Origin of the sequence: Micromonospora sp. NPDC047134, assembly GCF_040643455.1 — a bacterium.
Lineage (GTDB): Bacteria > Actinomycetota > Actinomycetes > Mycobacteriales > Micromonosporaceae > Micromonospora.
This window is the reverse complement of the sequence record NZ_JBEYUI010000028.1, coordinates 1-20,772: the sequence shown is the minus strand read 5'-3', so window position 1 is coordinate 20,772 and position 20,772 is coordinate 1. Positions and strand designations below refer to the sequence as shown.

The following is a 20,772-nucleotide window of genomic DNA, read 5'->3' as shown; positions in this document are numbered from 1 at the left end:
CTTCGCGGTACCGGGTCGGATTCTCAGAAAACCGGCACGTGTGCTGTCGGCGCTGCCGGCCGTCGTAACCAGACACGACCAATGACCACCCCGGGAGGCGAGATGTACCAGGCAGAGCAAACGGTGGCGGTGAGAAAAGCCGCCGCCTACCCCGGTCTCCTCGGCGAGCATCTGATCGCCGAGAAGACCAAGGCCGCCATGGCGGTCCAGCAGGAGGCGTTGTACGCGGCGCGGGAGTTCCTGCGTGGTCAGGGCTTCACCGAGCTGCTGCCCCCGCTGATCGGGCCGGTCACCGACCCGGGCGCCCGGGGCGCCAAGGCCCTCGACGTCGACTTCTACGGCCACACGTACAAGATCATGACTAGCGCGATCCTCTACAAGCAGGCCTCGCTGCGCGGCTTCCCGAAGCTGTTCTACATCGCACCGAACATCCGGGTGGAACCGCCGGAGACCGTGGACACCGGCCGGCACCTGGTGGAGTTCCACCAGATCGACGTGGAGATCGCCGGCGGAACCCGCGAGGACGCGATGGACACCGCCGCCGGGCTGCTTACCCACGTCGTCGCGCACGTGTTCGACACCGTGCCGGACGTGCTGCGGGAGCTGGGCCGTGACCCCCTCGACTTCGCCGAACTGTTGACCGGCAAGTTCGACAGCTGCACCCACACCGAGGCGGTGCAGCGGCTGCGCGACCAGGGTCACCCGCAGAGCCCGGACGCCGAGATCAACTGGGCGGGTGAGGAGATCCTGTCCCGGGAGGCCGACCGGCCCTTCTTCATCACGGACTACCCCAAGGGATCACGGGGCTTCTACGACAAGGAGAACCCCGGCGACCCGGGCGTGCTGCGCAACTTCGACCTGATCGCCCACGGCGGTTACGGGGAGCTGGTCAGCGGCAGCGAGCGGGAGGCGGACTACGCCACCCTCGTGACCCGGATGCGGGAGAGCGGCGAGAACCCGGCCAAGTACGACTGGTACCTGCGGCTGATGCGCGAGGGCCTACCGTCCAGCGCCGGCTTCGGCATGGGGTTGCAGCGGCTGGTCCGGTTCCTGACCGGCCTGGACGCACTCTGGCAGGTCAGCGCCTACCCGAAGCTTCCCGGCGTGGTGTCCCCGTGAGTGGGGTCTGCGCGCCGGGCCTGCCCGAGGGGCTGATCCGTCAGCGGGCCCGCGAGGGCACGGCTGCGGTGTTCCCGCCGGTCGACACGTACGGCCGGCAGTTGCACGGTGCCGGTGACGAGGAACTGTCCGGCCCCTCCGGGTGCACCGACGAGCTGGACCTGGCCCGCCTGGTGCCGCCGGTGTTCATGCCTCGGCGGCTGGAGAAGCTGATCGATCTGGGCCGGGAACCACTGCACGACGACGTGGACCTGGAAACCGTCATCGGCGGTTTCCGCTCGCCGTTGCCGGTGTACGTCTCCGCGTTCGGCTCGACCCGGGTCGCCTCGGGTGACGCGGGGATCGCCGCCAGCCGGCAGGCCGGCCGGCTCGGCATCCCGATGGTGATCGGCGAGAACATGGTGCCGGTCGGCGGATACCGGCGGGCCGAGGCCGCACAGTCGCCGATCCTGGCCCGGCTGCGTGCCTACGCGCAGGAGTGCCCGCCCGGGGTCGGTGGTGTGGTGGTGCAGCAGAGCACCGAGGACGCCGACTCCGAGGTGTGGAACCTGGTCTACAGCGACACCTCGGTGCGGGAACTGCGGGACTCGGGTCGGTTGGGCTTCGAACTCAAGACCGGCCAGGGCGCCAAGCCGGGACTGGGCGGGATGACCGCGGTGGACGCCGAGGAAGCCGCCCGGCTGGCCGGTCAGTTCGCCGTCCGGGAGGTCCTCGGCCCGGACCGGTGGCTGCGCTGCGCCACCCCCGGCACCTTCACCGAGGAGATCCTGCGCCAGCAGGTCCGGTTCATGCGCAACAACTTCCCACGGGCCCGGGTGTGGGTGAAGTTCCACCCCGGACGCGATGTGGCCTCAGCCGCGACCACGGCCTGGCAGGCCGGCAGCGACGCGGTGACCGTCGACGGCGCGCAGGGCGGCACGGGATGGGCGCCCCGGGCGTTCCTCGATCAGGTCGGCCTGCCGCTGGCCGAGTGCCTGCGCCGCATCGGCCGCCCCGAGGGATGTCTGTTGGCCACCGGCCGGATCTGGGAGGGCGGCCGGGCGGTCCGCGCGCTGGCGATGGGCGCCACCGCCGTCGGTCTGGGTCGGGCCGCGTTGCTCGCGGTCGACGAGGATCCCGAGGACGGCCTCACCCGCCTGGTCGAGGCGCTGGCGTTGGAGGCCCGACTGCTGGTCAGCGCGGTCGGCAAGTACCGCGCCGACGCGCTGACCGATGAGGATCTGTGGTGGCCGGGTGCCACCCCGACGACCGTGTCACCGGCGCGTACCGCCTCGATCGGCAGCCCGGCATGACCGCCTTGCTGGACGTCGGATGTCACCTGCCGGCGCTGAGCGTGGACATCGGTGACATCTGTGTGGACACCGACCCGAAGCAGATGTGGACCTACCGGCGGCTGTTCGGGCTGAAGAAGGTGCTCCGCGATCCCGGGCGGGACCTGCGACCGCTGCTGGTCGCGGCGGCCGAAGCCCTCACGGAGTTGCGCGGAAACGAGCACCGGGTCCGTTACGTGGTGCTGGGCCGGACCATCGCTCCGGCGAACCGGGCCGGGGAGACCCTGCTGGAGGATGTCTGCGCCACGCTGGGCCTGCCCAACGCGGTCGCGTTCACCCTGACCCAGCGCGCCTGTGCCGCCGGTCTGCTCGCCGTGGACCTCGCCGGCCGGCTGCTGGCCGCGGACGGTGACCCGGAGGCCCTGGCCCTGGTGCTCACCGGCGAGAAGACCTTCATGCCGCTGCTCGAGACCATCCCGGAGAGCACCGTGATGGGGGAGGCCACCGCCGCCTGCCTGGTCACTGCGAACGGTGATCGGGACCGGCTGCTCGGCGTGGCCACCCGCACCCTGGGCCAGTTCGCCGAGTCGGTCCCGCCGCAGCCCCTGCACCCGGACTTCGTCAAGGACCACAACGAGGTGCTGGCCGAGGTGATCCGCCAGGCGTGCCAGGACGCCGGGGTCGCCGTCGACGACCTGGCCCTGCTGCTGCCCCACAACGTCAACAAGTTGTCCTGGTCGTGGACCTGTCAGCTGCTGAACGTCCCGCTGGACCGGGTCTACCTGGACAACATCGCGGCCACCGGGCACTGCTTCGGTGCCGATCCGTTCATCAACTACGTCCATGCCCGCGCGGCCGACCGGCTGCGCCCGGGCGATCTGTACCTGATGGCGGCCGTCGGGCTCGGGGCGACGTTCACCGCCGCCGTGCTGCGGCACTGACCCGTCGACCTCGTCGCAGAAAGGGAAACAGCCGATGTCACCTCCGGATCCGACGTTCCTAGAGGGTGTCAAGAGTGCCTGTACCGGAGCCACCGGCACGCCGTTCGTCCTGCTGGGCAACTTCGAGGTCGAGGACGAGTGGGCCCGCGACGAGGTGGGCCTGCCGGTCTTCGGCGGTAGGGCGTCCACGGCGATCGTCAACCGGATGGACGAGTTCACCGTACTGCTGGCCGGGCCCGGCGACCACGTCGTGTTGAAGTCCGCCCCCGACCCCGACTACCTGAACTACCTGGTGCAGTTGGGGATCGAGCTTCCCGGGATCCTGCTCACCGACGAGCACGACCCAGCGGCCACGGTCAGTGAGGACGCGCTGCGCTCGCCCCGGTTGCTGGCGGCGCTGCGGTCGTTGGCCGGGCAGGGGGCGTACCTGCTGCCGCACGGCATGTCGTTGCTGGAGCAGCAGCTGTGCGAGCTGACCGGGCTCGCCCCGGCGCTGCCGGCGGTGTCCGTGGTCAAGGCGGTCAACAGCAAGATCTACAGCCGCCGGGTCGCGACGGACCTGGGACTCCCCCAGGCCGTGGGCTGGGAGTGCGAGACCGTGGACGAGTTCGTCGCCGCGGCCGGCGAGGCTGCTCGCGCCGTCGCCGCCGGGCGCCGGGTCGGGGTCAAGGACGCGTACGGAGTATCCGGCAAGGGCATCATGGTCGTCGATGACATCCGCCGGATGGACCAGCTCGTCCGGATGGTCACCCGACGCGCCGAACGCACCGGCGACCAGCGGGTCGCCCTGGTCATCGAGGAGTGGGCGGACAAGGCCCTGGACCTGAACTACCACTTCACGGTCGCCCGCGACGGCTCGGTCCGATTCGACTTCGTCAAGGAGGCGCTGACCGAGAACGGAGTCCACAAGGGACACCGCTTCCCCGCCCGGCTCTCCACCGAGCACGCCGCCCAGCTCGTCATCGCCAGCGAACGGCTCGGCGCCCGGCTGGCCGCCGACGGCTTCCACGGGGTGGTGGGGGTCGACGCCATCACCACCACCGACGGCGGTCTGCTGCCGGTGCTGGAGATCAACGCCCGGAACAACATGTCGACGTACCAGACCGGACTGCAGGAGCGCTTCATGGGCCCGGACAACGTCGCCCTGGCCCGCCAGTACGACCTGCGGCTGACCCGGCCGGTCACCTTCGCGGACCTCCGCCACTGGCTCGGTGACCTGCTGTTCGACCGGGATCGGGGCACCGGCCTGGTGGTGAACAACTTCGCCACCGTCAACGCGGCCACCCCCGAACCCGGCGACACCCGTCCGTACGTGGGGCGCCTGTACGGGCTGCTGCTGGCCCGTACCCAACAGGAGATCACCGACCTCGACGACGCGGTCGTCGCGGCTGTTCACAAGGAGACCGTCCATGTCTGAGTCGACCACCCTGGGCGGTGTCCCCGTCACCGAGCTGGTGCAACGGTTCGGCACCCCCCTGTACGTCTACGACGGGGCGACCATCACCGAGCGGTACCGGCAACTGCGTGACCGGCTGCACCCGGCGGTGCGGATGTTCTACTCGTTGAAGGCCAACCCCAACATCAGCGTCTGCGCCCTGCTGCACTCCCTGGGCGCCAGCGCCGAGGTCTCCTCCCTGACCGAGCTGGTCACCGCGGAACGCGCCGGGGTCCCCGCCGAGGACATCATGTTCCTCGGTCCCGGCAAGAGCCGCACCGAACTCACCGCGTGTCTCAAGGGTGAGGTCACCCTGATCTGCGAGTCCTTCGGCGAACTGGCCCTCATCGACGAGCTGGCCGCGGAGCTGGGCACCACCGCCCGGGTGGTGCTGCGGGTCAACCCGAGCTTCGCAGTCAAGGGCAGCGGCCTGACCATGGGTGGCAAACCCCGCCAGTTCGGCATCGACGAGGCAGCTCTGCTGGCGGAGTCGGACCTCACCGGCCGGCACCCGTCGGTGCGGCTGTGCGGCTTCCAGGCGTACCTGGGCACCCGGTTCCTCTCCGAGCAGACGATCGTCGAGAACACCGGGCGGATCCTCGATCTGGCCGAACGACTCGGCAAGCACCTCAGGGTGGACCTGGAGATCGTCGACGTCGGTGGCGGGCTCGGTGTGGCGTACTTCGCCGGCGAGCGGGACCTCGACATCCCCGCGTTGACCGACCAGCTGAACCCGGTCTTCGCCGCCTTCCACGACCGCCACCCGCAGACCACCCTGGTGATGGAGCTGGGCCGGTACCTGGTCGGGCACAGCGGCACCTACGCCGTCGAGGTGCGCTACGTCAAGGAGTCGATGGGTGAGCGGTTCGCGGTCGCCGACGGCGGCACGAACCACCACATGGCCGCGGTCGGCATCGGCTCCTTCGTCAAGCGGAACTTCCCGATGCGGCTGCTCAACCGGGACAGCACCGCCGAGCCGGTGAAGTGGAACGTCACCGGTCCGCTCTGCACCCCGAACGACACCATCGGCAAGGCCGTCGAGCTGCCCGGCGACCTGCGCCCCGGCGACGTGATCGGGGTCGAGCGCTCCGGCGCGTACGGCCCGACCGCCTCGCCGGTGCACTTCCTCAGCCACGGCTACCCGGCCGAGGTGCTCATCCACCAGGGCGAGCCCCGGCTGGTCCGCACCCGGGACGACGTGGAGAGCCTGCTCGCCGCGCAGATCCTGCACGACTTCCGCTGACCCCGGCTCGACTCCGCACCACCTGCGTCGCTTCCGTACCAACCGCGTCACCTCCCCCAATCTCACGCCCGAAAGGCAGGCCCGCAATGAACGCCACGACCGTCGAGACCGGCAACGAGCAGATCGTCACCGTCATCGTCACCGCGCTCGAGGAGGTGCTGCGCCAGGACCTCACCGACATCACCGTCGAGACCCGACTCTTCGACGATCTGAACCTGGACTCCACCAGCGTCCTCGCCCTGCTGATGACCCTGGAGGACGCCCTGGACACGCAGGTCGACCCGGAGAGCCTGGAACAGGCCCACCTGGAGTCGGTGGGATCCCTGGCCGCCTTCCTCGCCGAGAGCCGCTGACCATGTCGGCCCTGCGGCAACCCGGTGAACGGGCCGGGCCGGCGCTGGAACGCATCGTCGCCCGCACCTTCACCCACCCGGTGACCCCGGGCGACCCGGCCGACCGGATCAACCTGCGGGAACGCATGGAGGCGCTCTACGGCGACTTCACCGACCTGTCCTGGCTGACCGACGGTCCGATGGTCAGCTACCACGACATGGTCCGTACGGTCGTCCAGGAGCTCGGCCCGGAACTCGTCGGCGTCGACCTGGCGATCACGGTGGACGCCAGTCCCGACTGCCGGCACCAGAGCTTTCCCGGGCCGGTCCTGTCACACCTCCTGCCCGGCGACCCGATCATGCTCGGAGTATCGGAGCAGGGGGTGGCGGGCCCGTACACCGCGCTGCGGGTCGCCCACCAGTACCTGCGCTCCGGCGCGGCCACCCGAGCCCTGATCCTGATCATGGAACAGTCGACGTTGCCGCCCGACGACGCGGCGGTCCGGCCCGTCCGGGACGTCGCGGTGGCCCTGCTGCTCGGCCCGGAGGGCACCATCGGACTCGACGTGCCGACGGTGACGGTCACCCGCACCGGGGCGGCTGGGGCGCTGACGAGCGAGGTCGACCTGGTCGTCGCCGGTGCCGCTCTGGCCGACCTGCCGACCGGGGTACCCGTGCGGCGGGCCGAGCCGGGACACCCCTGCGCCGGGGTGTGGCTGGCCCTCGCCGAACTGCTCGACAGCCGTCCGGACGGCGGCCGGGTGCTGATCGCCGACCGCGATCCGGTGCTGCCGTACCGGTGCGCCGTCACCGTCACCCTGCCGGCGTCGCGCCCCGAACCACCACGGCACCCGGCCGGCGACATCGCGTCACCCGCCATGCCGCACCTGGCCATCCGTCCGCAGAAGGTGAGGGAGCTGGTCCGATGACCGTCACCGTCAGCACGCCGGCCGCCGCCACCGACCTGGCGCGGTACCACCGCCTCGCGTACACCGCAGGGGTGGTCACGGCGCTGGGCGCGCTCCAGGCGGAAACCAGCCCCGGGATCGTGCCGGTCGGGCCGGGCGGACACACCTTGCTGCCGGCCGCGGTCTACGCCGCCAGCGACCGGTACGCCACACCGCAGGGTCCACGACCCCAGCCGTACGGCCAGACGGTGCTGGACCGCGTCGTCACCGGCGACGGAGAGCTGATCGCCTGGCGGGTACCGGGCGGCGGCCCCGACCCGGACACCGCGACGGCCTGGACCGCCGGGATCGCCTGGATCCGGCTCGGCCTGACCACCCGGCTGCTCGAACAGGCCGCCGAACACCTGCGTGGCCGGACCGTCGGCGGTGTCCTCACCCTGCACCTGCAGATGGTGCGGGGAATCCTCGCCGAGGCCGCCGCCGGGATCGCCGAGGCACGGGCGCTGCTGAACACCGACGGGTACGGGACAGATCTGCACCGGGTGCACCGCGCCCTCGACGAGAGCGGCCGCAACTGCCTGCACCTGTTCGGTGCCGCCGGTTTCCTGACCGACGGGCCCGGCGGTGACCTGCACGTGTCGGAGCTGCTCGCCGAGACCTACCCGCCCCCGACCGACATGGAGGCGTCATGAACACCGACTTCCTCACCGATCTGCGGGCACATGCCCGCGCGTATGCGGACCTGCTGCGCCCCACCGCGCTGGACCGCGACCGCAACCCGGACCTCGCGGTCTCGTCACCCGGCTGCGGACTGCCGTGGCGCCCCTTCGCGGGCCTGCCCGCCGAGTACAACCCGGAGCCGCTGCGGGTCGGCGGCCGGCCCGTCCTGCTGCACAGCTGCGTCGAACGGGTCGTCGTGCTGGAGGAGTTGGCCCGCGTCGACGCCGGTGCGGTGCTCGCCCTGCCCGGCCCGTCGATGTCCTCGTCCGTCATCGGGGACCTCGCCGACGACGACCAGCGGCAACGGTTCTGGGAGCGGGTCACCGCCGAACCCACCTGGGCCTTCTTCGCCATGACCGAGCCGACGCACGGCTCCGATCCGGGCGGCATGCGCACCACCGTTCGCCGCGACGGTGACGGCTTCCTGCTCAACGGCACGAAACGGTACATCGGCAACGGCGCACGGTCCCGCATCGGCGTCGTCTTCGCCCGCCGCGGCGCCGGTCCGCTGGGCATGGTGGCGGTCCTCGTCGACACCGACCTGCCCGGGTTCACCGCCGCACCCCTGTCCACCCGGGGCGTACGCGCGTTGCAGCTGAGCGAGTTGCGGATGGCCGACGTACCGGTCACCGAGGACGACATGCTCGGCCGGCACCGCTCCGCCACCCGGCAGGGCATGTGGGCGGCCACCCGCACCTTCAACCGTTACCGGCCGGTGGTGTCCTGCCTGGCGCTGGGGGTCGCCCAGGCCGCGTACGACCTGGTCGTCACGGAACGCCGCGGATACCGGGCCGCCGAGCGGCACCTGCTCACCGACTGGGAGCAGCGTCTCACCGGCACCCGCGCCCTGGTGCTGGCCGCCGCCCGATCCGCCGACGCGAATCCGGGCGACGGCACCCTCGCCGCCGCGGCGAAGCTGCGTGCCACCCGCCTCGCCGAGGAGATCACCACCACGGCGGTCCGGCTGCTCGGGCCGGGGGCGCGTTGGGAGCACCCGATTCTGGACAAGCTCCTGCGCGACGCCCGCGCCTTCGAGTTCATGGAAGGCACCGGCAACGTTCAGCGGCTCACCCTCGCCGAGGGCTACCTGCAAGGACGGCTTTCCGATGTCCGCGCCGCGTGATCCGGTCTGGGTCGACGTCGGAGTGCCGCCGGGCACCGACGTCTGGCACATCGTGCTGGACGTCGCACGCGAGACCGTCGACCCGTTCACCGCGCTGCTCGACGCCGGCGAGCTGCGTCGCGCGCGCCGGCTGCGCGACGAGCAGGCGGCCCACCGCTTCGTGGCGGCGCACGGGGCGGTGCGGTCGGTACTGGGCAGCTATCTCGACGTCGCCGGCTACACGCTGCACTGGGCCCGGGGCCCCAACGGCAAGCCGTACTTCGACGGCGAGTGGCGCCGGTGGCAGTGGAGCCTCAGCCGGTCCGGAGGCCACGCCCTGCTCGCCGTCCGCCTGCACGACCCGGTCGGGGTGGACATCGAACAGATCAGAGACGACGTCCAGGCCAACGCCCTCTCGGCCCGATTCATGCCGCCCGAGGAGGCCGCCGAGGTCGCCGGACAGCCCGACGACGCCGCCCGCAACGCCGCCTATCACCGGTTGCTGTCGCGCAAGGAGTCGTGCGTGAAAGCCAGCGGCGGACGGCTGTTGGACGGGCTGCGCCTCGGCGTCCTGGTGCCCGGGACCGTCGAGGGCACCGGCGCCTTCGCCGGGCAGCGCTGGTCGCTGCGGGACCTGCCCGCCCCGCCGGGTTTCGTAGCCACCCTGGCCACCATCGGTGACCGGCCCCCGCGGCTACGGATGTTCGAGTGGGACTGGCACACCTACCCGTACGGCGGCCACACCGAGGCACCGACCGGCCGGCCACCGGAGCGACCCGAGGCGACCCCACCACCCGGAGACGAGGACTCGTCCCCGCCCCACGTAGCGAGGAGAGCCGCATGAGACACCATCCGGAGCCCACCGGCCGCCGCCCGGCCGGCCCCACCGGACCGGGCCGGGGCCGCGGCGGTGGGCCGGACGACCGGTGCATCGCCCAACGGCCAGGCGGTGGCGGACCGTACCCGCCCGATGCGGTGCCACGGATGCGTTTCACCCCCTCGGCGATACCCGTCCTGAGCTGTGTGCCCGCCCGGCATGAAGCGGCGCTACGCGGTGCGGCGGAGGCCCTGGCCCGCCTGGGCCGCTCGGATCTGGGCGGCATTCTGCGGGTCAGCGCACCCGGTTCGGCCGACGCCGCCGCCGAACGCCTAGCCGCCCGGCGGGCCGTCGAGAACGCCCTGCACGGCGGCTGCGGCACCGTCCTGCTCCCGCCACCTCGCCCTCCGTCCACACGGCACCGCAACCGCCCGGACACCCCGAACCCGTCCGCTCCCCCACCCGCGACCCCCATTCAGAGTGAGGAACTCCGATGACCTCCACGCAGAAGTCCCAGGCCCCCGACGGGGTCCAGGCGGCGGTCCAGTGGCGGAAGGTCATCACCCTGACCGCCAGCCAGGGCCTGTCGCTGACCGCCGACTACGTCCTGCTCGTCGCCCTGGCCTGGACCGCGGTCCAACTCGGCGGCGTCGGCGCGATCACTACCCTGATGCTGGCCGGCACCGTCCCCCGCGCCCTGACCCTGATCTTCTCCGGCCCCATCGCCGACACGCTGGGAGCCCGGTTCGTCCTGCTGCGCACCACCTCCGCCCGCGCCGTGCTGCTCACCGCCGGCGCGGTGGTCGTCTTCACCACGCCGTGGTTCTGGCCGCTGGTGGTGATCGCCGCCATCGAGGGGGTGCTGCTGGGCATCGGCAGCCCGGCCGCCAGCACCCTGATGCCCCGGCTGGCCCAGGGCGAGCAGTTGGCCCGGGCGAACTCACTGTCGTCCCTGGTCACCCGGCTCGCGCCGATCATCGGGACCCCGATCGGCGCCTGGCTGATCGCCACCGGTGAGCTGTGGGAGGCGATGGCGGTGGTGGCGGCCACCTGCGGGGTCTCGTTCGCCGCGATGTGGGTGGTCACCCGTGGTATGGCCGGTGGTGACCGGACTCCGGGCGAGAACATGCTCCGACGCTCCGGCGACGGCATCCGCCTGCTGCGCACGTACGGCCGCCTGCGCTGGCTGTTCATCTGCGCGTTCCTGCTCGACATGGCCTTCGGCTGGCCGATCGAGGTGGCCCTGCCGCTGATCGTCGACGGGCGGGGCTGGGGTGTCGGTTCGGTGGCCGTGGTCGTGGTCGCGTTCAGCTGCGGCGCGATCGCCGCCGGGTTGACCGGTGCCCTACTCGCCCACCGCATCCCGCTGATGGTGCGCCTGGTCGTCACCGGCGTCGGCATCGGTCTCGGCATCCTGGCGATGGCGGCGATGAACTCGGTGTTCACCCTCGCCGCGGTCGGCACGCTGGTCGGTCTGATGGCCGGCCTGAACGGCCCGGCCATCGTCACCGTCTACCAGCAGGCGTCTCCTCGCGCCCGGCTGGGAACGGCGATGTCGATGCTGACGCTGGCCGGCATCGGCACCACTCCGGTGTCGATCGTCGTCTTCGGTGCGCTCTCCGCCGTGATCGGGGTCACCGCCACCTGGTTCGTGTGCGGGGTGGTCGCCCTGGCCGCGCCGGTGGCGGCGCTGCAGGCGCTACGCCAGCCGCCCCCGGGGCCGGAGAGCCTGGGTGGCACCGACCCGGCGGCACCGACCACCGATCTCGAGCCGACTCCGGCCCCCGCCGAGGCGCAGCCGACGGTCGAGGCGCAGCCGGTGCCGGCGGCCTTCGAGGGGTCCGATCCCGCGCCGGCCGCCGACCAGGTTCTGGTCACCGCGAGCCGCAACGTGTGACCCCAGACCGGTGCACCCTGACCCGGTGCCCCCCATATGGGTGCAGCGGCCGGGATCCGTGGGCTGACCCCCCGGATCCCGGCCGCTGCCCTGTCAGTCAGTCCGGCGCGACGTAGTAGAAACGCCGATAACCCAGCAGCATCCCCTCGTCGGTCAGGGTGAACACGTCGACGAAGTCCTGGCCGCGCTTGCCCGGCAGATCGGTGTACCGACCGGTGACGGCGACACCGTCACCGTCCGCGATCACCTTGTAGATCTGGTGGTGGCTCGGCGGCCCGGCAACCCGGACATGGGTACGCAACACCTCGTTGCGCCCGCTGCCGTGCGCCATGTCCGGTCGTTGGACCTGCACGTTCTCATCCAGTAGTGAGCCGTATCCGTCGATGTCGCCGATGTTGAGATAGTGGTACGACAGGCGCACGTGGTCGACCCCGACCGCAGTGGCGGCACTGTGATTCAGCGAACCCCCATGGCAGGTCATCCCGCGGTCTCCTCCGTCTAGCTGGCCCCACCCGTGTGCGGCCGGCGAAGATAATCTCCACGAGACGGACAACTCCCGCCTATCACGGCGCTTTCTTCACCGACGCGCCTATCCGTGCCGAGATTTTCAGGACGGTTCCCCTGCGCCGAACAGCGGCGGCCCGCGGTGGCGGGAGTTGCATCTTCCGGCAGTTCCGTAGGGCAACAGCCTGCACAGATGCAGGAATACAATGAAACGGGCAATTTCTATCGATAGCCATGGAATACTGTCCCATTCGTTTTCGCCTGCTGGACAATCCGTCCCCAATGGAGTCCACTGTTCCGACAAAGCACGCTGTCGGCCTGGGAGTACCATGCGCAACCTGACCCTCACCAGCCCGGCCGCCGAGGCTGGAATCGTCTTCCGAGTCCTCGGTCCCCTACAGGTGGACGGGCCGACCCGGACAGTCCGGATCCCACCGGGGCGTCAGGAAATCATCCTCGCCTGCCTGCTCATGGAGGCGGGCCGACTCGTCGACACCGACCGGTTACTCGACCTCGTCTGGCCGGAGGAGGCACCGGACACCGCCCGCACCCAGATCCAGATCTGCGTGTCCCGACTGCGCAAGAGCTTCACCGAAGCCGGAGTCAACGCCTCCGTGGTCTCCCGCGCCCCCGGCTACCTGCTGCAGGCCGACGAGGACGCGGTGGACCTTCAGGTCTTCAACCGGCAGGTGATGGCCTCCCGGGTGCTGGTCAAGGAGGGCAGGTTGGCCGAGGCGGCCGAGACCCTGCGCGCCGCCGTGGCACTGTGGCGGGGCCCCTGTCTCAGCGGGGTGCCCAGCGACACCCTGCGCACCCGTGGCCTACGGCTGGACGAGGAGCGGCTGACGGCGATCGAGACCTACCTGGGGCTGGAACTGAACCTCGGGCGCAGCCACGAACTGGTCGGCGAGATCAGCCAACTGCTGCACGAACATCCGCTGCGCGAGCGGCTGCGCGGGCAGCTGATGCTGACCCTGCACCGCTGCGGCCGTCAGGCGGAGGCGCTGGAGGTCTACCGTTCCGGCCGGCAGTTGCTCAACGACGAGTTGGGGCTGGAGCCGGGTGAGGAGCTGCGCCAGCTGGAGACCGCCATCCTCACCCGAGACCCCGCCCTGCACCTGCCGGCAACACCGGCTCCGGTGACGGCCTCGCCGCGGGTCCCCGCCGTCCCCACCGCGCCGCTGTCTCCGTACGGCGAGGAGCACCCGCACCAGCTCCCCGCCGACACGGCGGACTTCGTCGTCAACGAGCCGGTCCTGCACACGATCGAGGCGGCGCTGGTCGGCGGCGACGGGAGGCGAGCCCTGGGGCTCGTGGTCATCGCCGGTAAGCCCGGCATCGGCAAGAGCGCGCTGGCCACCCATGTGGCCCACCGCCTCGGTGCCCAGCGGTTCCCCGACGGCCAGCTCTACTGCGACCTGCGTGGGGTCGGCGCCGACACGGTCAGCGCGAAGGACGCCCTCGGCCGGTTCCTGCGGGCGCTCGGCATACCCGGCCCGGTCATCCCGGACAGCACGGACGAACGCGCCGAGATGTACCGGACCCTGCTGGCCGCGCGTCGGATGCTCGTCGTCCTGGACGACGCCGCGAACGAGGCCCAGATCATGCCGCTGCTGCCCGGTAGCAACAGCTGCGCGGTCCTGGTCACCAGCCGGTCGCGGCTGACCGCCCTGCCCGGCGCCCAACTGGTCGAGCTGGACGTGCTCGACCAGGCCCAGGCCCTGCAACTGCTGAGCCGGGTGATCAGCGCCGATCGGGTGAACCAGGAACCGGAGGCCGCCATAGCGTTGGTACGTACCGTCGGCGGTCTTCCGCTGGCCTTGCGGATCGTGGCCGCGCGGCTGGCCGCCCGGCCGCACTGGAATCTCGCCTCGATGGTGCACCGGCTGGCCAACGAGCGGCACCGGCTCGACGAACTGGCCCACGGCGAGATGACCATTCGAGCCAGCCTCTCCCTGACCCACGACGGCCTGCACCGCCCGGACCGGCGGCTGCTGCGGCTGTTCAGCCTGGCGGAGGGGCCGACCGTGCCGGGCTGGATCGCGGGCGCCCTGCTCGACGACGACCGCCCCTTCCCGTCCGACCTGCTGGAACCCCTGGTGGACGTGCAGATGCTGGACGCGGTGGCGATCGAGCGCACCGGGGAGTTCCGCTACCGGTTCCACGAGGTGATCCGCCTGTTCGCCCGCGAACAGCTCACCCTGCACGACGGGGAAGCCGTCCAACTGGCCGCGACCGAGCGGATGATCGGCGGCTGGCTGTCGATCGCCGAGCAGGCCCACGCCCGCATCTACGGCGGCGCCTACACCCTGCTGCACGGTGACGGCCTGCGCTGGCCTCCGCCGCCCGCGTATGTCGAGAACCTGCTGACCGAGCCGCTCGAATGGCTCGACAACGAGCAGCCCAACCTCTGCCTGGCCGTCGAGCAGGCCGCCCGGATGGGTCTGCACGAACTCTCCTGGAACCTGGCGACCACCCTGGTCACCCTCTTCGAGGCGCGCGGCTACTTCGACCAGTGGGAACGGACCCACCGGCGGGCCCTGGAGGCCGTCCGGGAGGCCGGCAACCGCCGGGGTACGGCGGCCGTGCTGGCCTCGCTGGGCACCATGCACCTGAGCCGACAGCAACCGGACCAGGCCCGGCAGTCCCTCGACGCCGCCCTGGAGATCTTCGACGAGCTCAACGATCTGCACGGCCTGGCCCTGTGCCGTCGGGATCTCGCCCTGCTGGACCGGCAGAGCGGAGAGGATGACCGGGCGCTCGGGCGCTACGAGCAGGCGGCCCGGGACTTCGATCAGGTCGGGGACGTGATCGGTCGGGCCACGGTGTTGACCCAGAGCGCATACGTGTGGATGCGCCGAGGCCACACCGCGATGGCCCAGGAGCAGCTCGACGAGGCCCTGGCGGTGTTCCGTTCCGTCGGGTACGCCCACGGAGAGGCGCACGCCCTGCGCCGCGCGGGGCAGGTGCTGCTGTGCCGTGGCGAGCACGCCCAGGCCGAACAGGTGCTGTCGAAGGTGCTGGAGATGGTCCGTCGGGGCCGCGACATCATCGGCGAGGGCCACCTGCTGCGCAACCTCGGTGAGGTCCACGAGGCCAGCGGACGCCACGACCAGGCCCGGGAGGCCTACACCCAGGCCCTGACCGTACGCGAGAAGATCATCGACCTGGGGGGCGCCGCCGTGGTACGCCTCGACCTGGCTCGGCTGGCATACCACAGTGGTCAGTTCGTCGAGGCCGGTGGGCTGCTGGAGCAGGCCACGGAGACCTTCCGGGCCCGAGGCATGCGCCCGGAACTACGGGAGGCGGAGCGGCTGGCGCAGGAGCTCGCCACCGCCTGACCCGCGCCGCTATCACCGCTATCACCACGCCGGGGCGACGGCGCTGCCCAGATCCGCACTGACGATTGGCGCCATGATGGTCGGCCGATAGTGAGATCGGGACGATGGGTCGTGACGGCGGTTGTCCCGGTGTCCCAGATCCGCCGGGCGGCGCTTCCTGGCGCGCCACCCCCGTCACCACGCAATCGTGATAGGGAGTGGGACAACAGATGAGCATCGACGTGCCGATCGCCGATAACGTGCCGCTGTTCGGGTCGCTGGTCCGCCGGCATCGCACCCGCATCGGGCTGACCCAGCGGGAACTGGCGGACCTGTCCACCGTCAGCGTCCGGGCGATCCGCGACCTCGAACAGGGCCGGGCCCGCCGACCACGGCAGGACACCGTACGGCTGATCGCCGACGGCCTGCGACTCGGAACACGGGCCCGCGCCGATCTGGAGTCCGCCGCCGGGGAAGGACGGACCAGTTGGGCGGTGAAGGCCGGCTACGAGGCCGACCCGCCGTCCCCACCCCTGGCCGTGGACGTACAACTGGGGCGGGAGGCCGAGACCTCCGTCATCGTCGACGAACTCGGCACCGGCGCCGAACGGCTGGTGACCATCGTCGGGATAGACGGGGTCGGCCGCACCCGGCTGGCCCTTGAGGTGGCCATTCGGTTGCACACCGCCGAGCGCATCCCGGTGCTCTGGTGCCCCCTCACCGGCCCGACCGGCGGTGACCGCCTCTCCACCCTGGTCCGCGCCACAGCCGATCAACTGCTCGGCACCGGGGGTGGTGCACCCCCGGCGAACGGGCCGGACGAGTTGGCCGCCTTCATGGAGATCGTCGCCGACCGGCCGCCGCTGCTGGTGCTGGACGGGGTGACCGAGGCCGCTCATGCCCACCGCATCGGGCAGTTGCTGCGCGACTGCCCGGGCCTACGGATCCTGGTCACCGCCGCATTCCCCCTGGGGGCACCCGGTGAACGACACTTCCTGCTCAACCCGCTGGCCGTACCCGCGGAAGGCGAACCGTTCACCGTGGACGTCCCCGCGGTCCGGATCTTCATGGAGCGGGCCCGCCGGTTCCGTCCCGACGTCAACCCCGACATCCGGGAGGCCGCGCTGATCGCGGACATCTGCCGGCGACTGGACGGGGTACCCCAGGCCATCCACGCCGCCGCGTCCTGGCTCGTCGTCTACGACATCGCGACCCTGCACCAGTGCCTGCACGACGGCCCGGCCGGACTGCTGCACCACCTCGCCGGCCCCGACGGCGGCATCAACCTGCGCGACGCCCTGGACCGCCGGCTGGCCACCCTGCCCGCCCCCGAACGCGAACTGCTCGACGCCCTCTGCGTACGGGGAGAGACCTTCGACCTGGCCGAGGTGATGACCCTGACCGGCCACAGCCTGCCCGACAGCGGCCGGGCCGTCCGCTCCCTGGTGCTGCGTGGCCTGGTACGCCCCACGTACACCGCCGGGCAGTCCCGGTTCCGGATCCTGCACCTGGTACGCGCGGCTCAGCTCTGCGCTCTGGACGTCCGGGTCTGACGGTGCGGTGCGGCCGCGGCGGCACGCCCCTCCGGCGTGCCCCCCGGCTCCCCGCACCCCGGCCTGCGGTCGCGGGTCGCATCACCGGTACCGAACTCGCACCCCTCCGACACCCGCGCTCGCATTCCGTCCTTCCGCCGCCACCTAGCCCTCACTGAACCAGGCACATGGTCTAGTCGCGCAGGGACGCGGCTGCCTGATCGAGATGACGCGCGGCCGCCGTCAACGCCACAACGGCCCGTGTCGGTATCAGGCCGGGCCGCGATCCCTGTCGTAGGAATTCACGAGCCAGCGCTACGTGCCATTGCCAATGCCAGTCCACCTCGCGGGGTTGAAGTGTGTCGAGGCTCAGATATCGGCTCCGCTCGGCCACCACCCGGGCGATGTAGGCGTCGACAAGCGCGGCGTCGCCTACCGCGACTTCGCCGGTGCAGTGGCAGAGCCCGCTGGCGAAGTCGGCCTCAACGGACACCTCGGACCACAGCATCGACTCAATGCCGGGACGGCGAACCCGCAGAACGAGATCGACCAGCAGGCGGGTCACGTCAGTGGCCCAGTGATGCACGGCGTAGTTGGATGCGTCGACCAGCAGCGCCCGGGGGGAGTCAGTGACCTGGACCAGTACATTCGCCGAGTGGAGATCGCCGAAGCCGTGTGCGTGTATGACGCGGTTACCGAGACGCTCCTTGGCCGTTGCCGGTAGCACACCGGACTCGACGAACGCCCGGATCACGGCCGCCATCTCTTCCGTGTCACGCTGGCCCGCGCCGCGCTCGTCCTTCCACACCTCTGCATATGCGTTCAGCGCGTCATACACTCGTAGACGAAGTACCGGAGACATCGTCAGCCAGTCTGCGGTGAGCGCCTCACGGCACAGGTTTTTCTGCAGCAGATGGATCAGTTGGTGGCCGTGCAGCTCGTCGGCCAATGTGATCACCTGTTCGACAGTCGTTCCCGGCCGCTGCAGCCATTCGCCGAGCGTTACGGCGTCGTCGACCAGTTCCGCCGCGATCGCGCTGTAGCCGGACGCTTCGTCGCGCTTGAGATCGCGGTCGAGCCGGACCAGCACGTGCGACCTGAGCGTTCGAGCCGCCGCACGGTTGGCGGCCTTCTCCGCCTCGAGCGCCGCTCGGTCCAGCCCGATCTTCAACACGAACGACTCGACGGCTTCGCCCGGCTCTTCCCGGACAACTTTGCAGACGTAGGCTCCAGACCGACCGGCTGCGAGATGCCGGACGGTCAGCGTGGCGTCATTATCGCTTTCGCTCTCGAGACATTCCAGGATCAGGGTACGCGCGATCAGTTCACCGCGCGTACGAGCATTGTGGTGCTCGCCCGGCGGGTCTCCCAGGCTGTGCAGCATCGACTGGACACCGGCCTCTTCCGCAAAGACAATCTTGAATTCGTCTGCACGGTCCAGGACCCGTAACCGGCGGCGGATCTTGCGTGCCAGGCTGTAGGCGTCCCACCCCTCATCATCACCGCGGGCAGGGTTCACAGTCAGTCGATTGGTGCGTATGATCGCGTGGTCCGCTCCAGCGTTCCTCGAGACGCGCTCGAAATCTGGGTTGCGGTTCGCCTCCGCAGTCGTCACCAGGATGTAGCACTCGTTCTTACGCAGATGGCGCAGTTCCTCCACCACGCTCAGACCGGTTTCACCTTCCTGGAGCTCAAAGTCGATCAACGCGAAATCAAACTTGACCTCGCGCACCAGCTTCAGTGCCTCGACCGGATCGCCGGCGCTGTGCCACTGAACTTCCCAATCATCGCCAAGCTTCGAGAAGCCGTAGTCGAGGATCTTCCGGACCCGTTGGACCACGTCGGGTTTGTCGTCGACGATCAGCCCACGTGGCTTCCTGGTCATGCGGGCATCCTCCACCTCTCTAGCTTCACCGTGACCGCGTAAGTCCAGGGTCGTTCGGATGCCGCCGGTTCAATCGTCCCGCCGAACCTTTCCAACCGGTGCCGGAGCGTCTCCATGCCTCTGCCACCGCCGCCGGCCTGTGGTCTGCTGGCGGTGTTCCGAACCGTGACGACCGTCAAGTTCGACTCGAAGCCAAGCTCCACCCGATACCTCTGCTGTTCGGCATCCCTGTCCCGGTGGGTCTGTCGGGCGTTGTGCCGGATGTGTTCAAAGACCTGACGGATCAGCCGGTCGGTGCAGAAGACCAGAGGGCTTGGAAGATCTTGATATTCGATCTCGTCATCGGTTTCGTGGAAGAATTCCCGGACAGCCTCGACGATATCCACCGGGCCACGGGAGATGATTCGGCGCAGCAGTGCCGACCTGGCATCAAGGGCGAATCGCCCCCACCATTCAAGGTCGGCGCGTAACACCGCGGCTTGTTCTGGCCGGGGGAGGTGGCCCTGCCTGAGCTGTTCGACCACATCGAAGATGCGCGCGGTGGTCTTCTCTACGGCCTGAGGACCTTCCGCGGAAAGGGTTTCGTCCCAGCGCGGCACCTCGCTTCGCGCCACGTCGCCGATGACGCTGCGACTGATCAAAATGTCGCGAATGGGCTCTAGGCAAGGTAGGACTGCTTCTTGAAGGTGACTCTCGCAGCGAGCCCAGTTCTCCCAGATCTTCTCCGGATCGAGATCATGCTGTCCCGCATCGGCAAGGTCGATGTCGGTGCGGACTGCCCACCATGGATCGGAGAAGTCATGGCCGGCGGAGTTGATCTCATGGCGCAGCCGTGACCATGCCTCCTGTTTGCCAGCCAGCGGCTCCTGCAGTGGCCGGCGAGTGTGCAGCAGCAGGTAGCGGATCAGCGGCAGGTTGACATAGTCGGACTGGGTCGTCGTGAGATCGTCCTTGTCCCGGAGTCCGTTCAGGAGATGCTCGAGGCTATCGGCGATTCGCCGGGCGATCCGCTGCCGTGAATGAGGAGCAGCGCTGTGCGGCCCTGCAAGCAGGATCAACGCCTCGAGAAACACCTGCGGGATCACCAGACCCTCGCCGTGATTGACGCGCACGATCCGGCCCAACTCGCGGGCGAAGCGGTCCGGCGCTATGCGAGCCAGCAGAACGGCAGCCTGCACTCGCAGCCGCGCTTCGACGAGCAACGCGGCGTTGCCCGCCAGCATCGCAACCGCCATCTCCTCGATCTTCGCGCGGTGTTCCGGGAACACCAACGGCGCTGAGGAGAGCCAGTGCGACTCAGCGACCAGCAGCCGTATCAATGGATCGCGGAACCGCCGGTCAGTCCGAGCGATGTCCAGCCAGTGGACCACCCGCTGTCGGCGCCTGGTGTTGACCTCGGCGTCACGCAGGCGCAGTCGCCAACGCAGATACTCCGCACACTCCGGCTGGCTGAGGTTTGCGCCGAACAGGTCTGCGGTCTGCTCTGCGAACAGGTCCTGCTTGGTACGCGGCGCCAGCAGGCCCAGCAGCCAGGTGCGGTGCTTGTCCAGAAGTTCGGGCACGGGAGTGTAGAGAGCGAGCGAAGAATACTGCTCGCGCAGCGCACAGACGGCGCAGTTGCTGCTGTTTCGGCTACTCATCGCCGTGCGGGCAGGGCTGTTGCGTAGTCGGTTGCGGGTTGGCTGAGCTGGGTTCTTTTGGAGGAGGGCAGGCTCGGGGGTCCATGTAGGACGGGTGCGGCCCGTT

17 protein-coding genes are annotated in these 20,772 nt (G+C 70.2%); 14 read left to right on the top strand and 3 right to left on the bottom strand.

Annotated features, from left to right (window positions below; genetic code table 11):
- The first annotated feature begins 102 nt into the window (after positions 1–102).
- From ABZ795_RS25170 to ABZ795_RS25115, 12 genes are all read left to right on the top strand, one after another.
- The gene (locus tag ABZ795_RS25170; RefSeq protein WP_357532125.1) at positions 103–1,119 is read left to right on the top strand and encodes an asparagine synthetase A; all 1,017 of its coding nucleotides are present in this window, start codon (positions 103–105) and stop codon (positions 1,117–1,119) included.
- The gene (locus tag ABZ795_RS25165; RefSeq protein ID WP_357532124.1) at positions 1,116–2,411 is read left to right on the top strand and encodes a glutamate synthase-related protein; all 1,296 of its coding nucleotides are present in this window, start codon (positions 1,116–1,118) and stop codon (positions 2,409–2,411) included. Before ABZ795_RS25170 ends, ABZ795_RS25165 begins: the two co-directional genes overlap by 4 nt.
- Positions 2,408–3,331, top strand: a complete 924-nt coding sequence (locus ABZ795_RS25160) for a 3-oxoacyl-[acyl-carrier-protein] synthase III C-terminal domain-containing protein (RefSeq protein ID WP_357532123.1) — start codon at positions 2,408–2,410, stop codon at positions 3,329–3,331. Before ABZ795_RS25165 ends, ABZ795_RS25160 begins: the two co-directional genes overlap by 4 nt.
- Before the next feature lie 34 nt (positions 3,332–3,365).
- Positions 3,366–4,748: a hypothetical protein gene (locus ABZ795_RS25155; protein WP_357532122.1), complete on the top strand. Its 1,383-nt coding sequence runs from the start codon at positions 3,366–3,368 to the stop codon at positions 4,746–4,748.
- Positions 4,741–6,009, top strand: coding sequence for a type III PLP-dependent enzyme (locus ABZ795_RS25150; protein WP_357532121.1), 1,269 nt, complete (start codon positions 4,741–4,743; stop codon positions 6,007–6,009). The genes ABZ795_RS25155 and ABZ795_RS25150 overlap by 8 nt, the downstream gene beginning before the upstream one ends.
- An 86-nt stretch (positions 6,010–6,095) precedes the next feature.
- Positions 6,096–6,362, top strand: a complete 267-nt coding sequence (locus tag ABZ795_RS25145) for an acyl carrier protein (RefSeq protein WP_327025671.1) — start codon at positions 6,096–6,098, stop codon at positions 6,360–6,362.
- 2 nt (positions 6,363–6,364) lie between these two features.
- Complete coding sequence (locus tag ABZ795_RS25140; RefSeq protein WP_357532120.1) at positions 6,365–7,270, top strand: hypothetical protein; 906 nt, start codon at positions 6,365–6,367, stop codon at positions 7,268–7,270.
- The gene (locus ABZ795_RS25135; RefSeq protein WP_357532119.1) at positions 7,267–7,941 is read left to right on the top strand and encodes a hypothetical protein; all 675 of its coding nucleotides are present in this window, start codon (positions 7,267–7,269) and stop codon (positions 7,939–7,941) included. The genes ABZ795_RS25140 and ABZ795_RS25135 overlap by 4 nt, the downstream gene beginning before the upstream one ends.
- Complete coding sequence (locus tag ABZ795_RS25130) at positions 7,938–9,092, top strand: acyl-CoA dehydrogenase family protein (RefSeq protein ID WP_357532118.1); 1,155 nt, start codon at positions 7,938–7,940, stop codon at positions 9,090–9,092. The genes ABZ795_RS25135 and ABZ795_RS25130 overlap by 4 nt, the downstream gene beginning before the upstream one ends.
- Positions 9,076–9,915, top strand: a complete 840-nt coding sequence (locus tag ABZ795_RS25125; RefSeq protein WP_357532117.1) for a 4'-phosphopantetheinyl transferase superfamily protein — start codon at positions 9,076–9,078, stop codon at positions 9,913–9,915. Before ABZ795_RS25130 ends, ABZ795_RS25125 begins: the two co-directional genes overlap by 17 nt.
- The gene (locus ABZ795_RS25120; protein ID WP_357532116.1) at positions 9,912–10,385 is read left to right on the top strand and encodes a hypothetical protein; all 474 of its coding nucleotides are present in this window, start codon (positions 9,912–9,914) and stop codon (positions 10,383–10,385) included. Before ABZ795_RS25125 ends, ABZ795_RS25120 begins: the two co-directional genes overlap by 4 nt.
- The gene (locus ABZ795_RS25115) at positions 10,382–11,785 is read left to right on the top strand and encodes an MFS transporter (RefSeq protein WP_357532115.1); all 1,404 of its coding nucleotides are present in this window, start codon (positions 10,382–10,384) and stop codon (positions 11,783–11,785) included. The genes ABZ795_RS25120 and ABZ795_RS25115 overlap by 4 nt, the downstream gene beginning before the upstream one ends.
- A 97-nt stretch (positions 11,786–11,882) precedes the next feature.
- Here ABZ795_RS25115 and ABZ795_RS25110 read toward each other — a convergent pair whose 3' ends face one another.
- On the bottom strand, positions 11,883–12,266 hold the full coding sequence (locus tag ABZ795_RS25110; RefSeq protein WP_357532114.1) for a nuclear transport factor 2 family protein: 384 nt from the start codon (positions 12,264–12,266) through the stop codon (positions 11,883–11,885).
- 352 nt (positions 12,267–12,618) lie between these two features.
- On the opposite strand from ABZ795_RS25110, the gene ABZ795_RS25105 reads away from it, so the two are divergent.
- Both ABZ795_RS25105 and ABZ795_RS25100 read left to right on the top strand, forming a co-directional pair.
- On the top strand, positions 12,619–15,630 hold the full coding sequence (locus ABZ795_RS25105; RefSeq protein WP_357532113.1) for a BTAD domain-containing putative transcriptional regulator: 3,012 nt from the start codon (positions 12,619–12,621) through the stop codon (positions 15,628–15,630).
- Between the two features lie 209 nt (positions 15,631–15,839).
- Entirely contained in the window at positions 15,840–17,162 is a 1,323-nt protein-coding gene (locus ABZ795_RS25100; protein WP_357532112.1) for a helix-turn-helix domain-containing protein, read from the top strand.
- A gap of 172 nt (positions 17,163–17,334) precedes the next feature.
- Here the strand turns inward: ABZ795_RS25100 and ABZ795_RS25095 are convergent, their stop codons facing one another.
- Both ABZ795_RS25095 and ABZ795_RS25090 read right to left on the bottom strand, forming a co-directional pair.
- Positions 17,335–19,026 carry a response regulator gene (locus ABZ795_RS25095; protein WP_357532111.1) on the bottom strand — a complete coding sequence of 564 codons (1,692 nt, stop codon included), beginning with the start codon at positions 19,024–19,026 and terminating at the stop codon, positions 17,335–17,337.
- Positions 19,023–20,588 carry a hypothetical protein gene (locus ABZ795_RS25090; protein ID WP_357532110.1) on the bottom strand — a complete coding sequence of 522 codons (1,566 nt, stop codon included), beginning with the start codon at positions 20,586–20,588 and terminating at the stop codon, positions 19,023–19,025. Before ABZ795_RS25090 ends, ABZ795_RS25095 begins: the two co-directional genes overlap by 4 nt.
- Positions 20,589–20,772 lie beyond the last annotated feature (184 nt).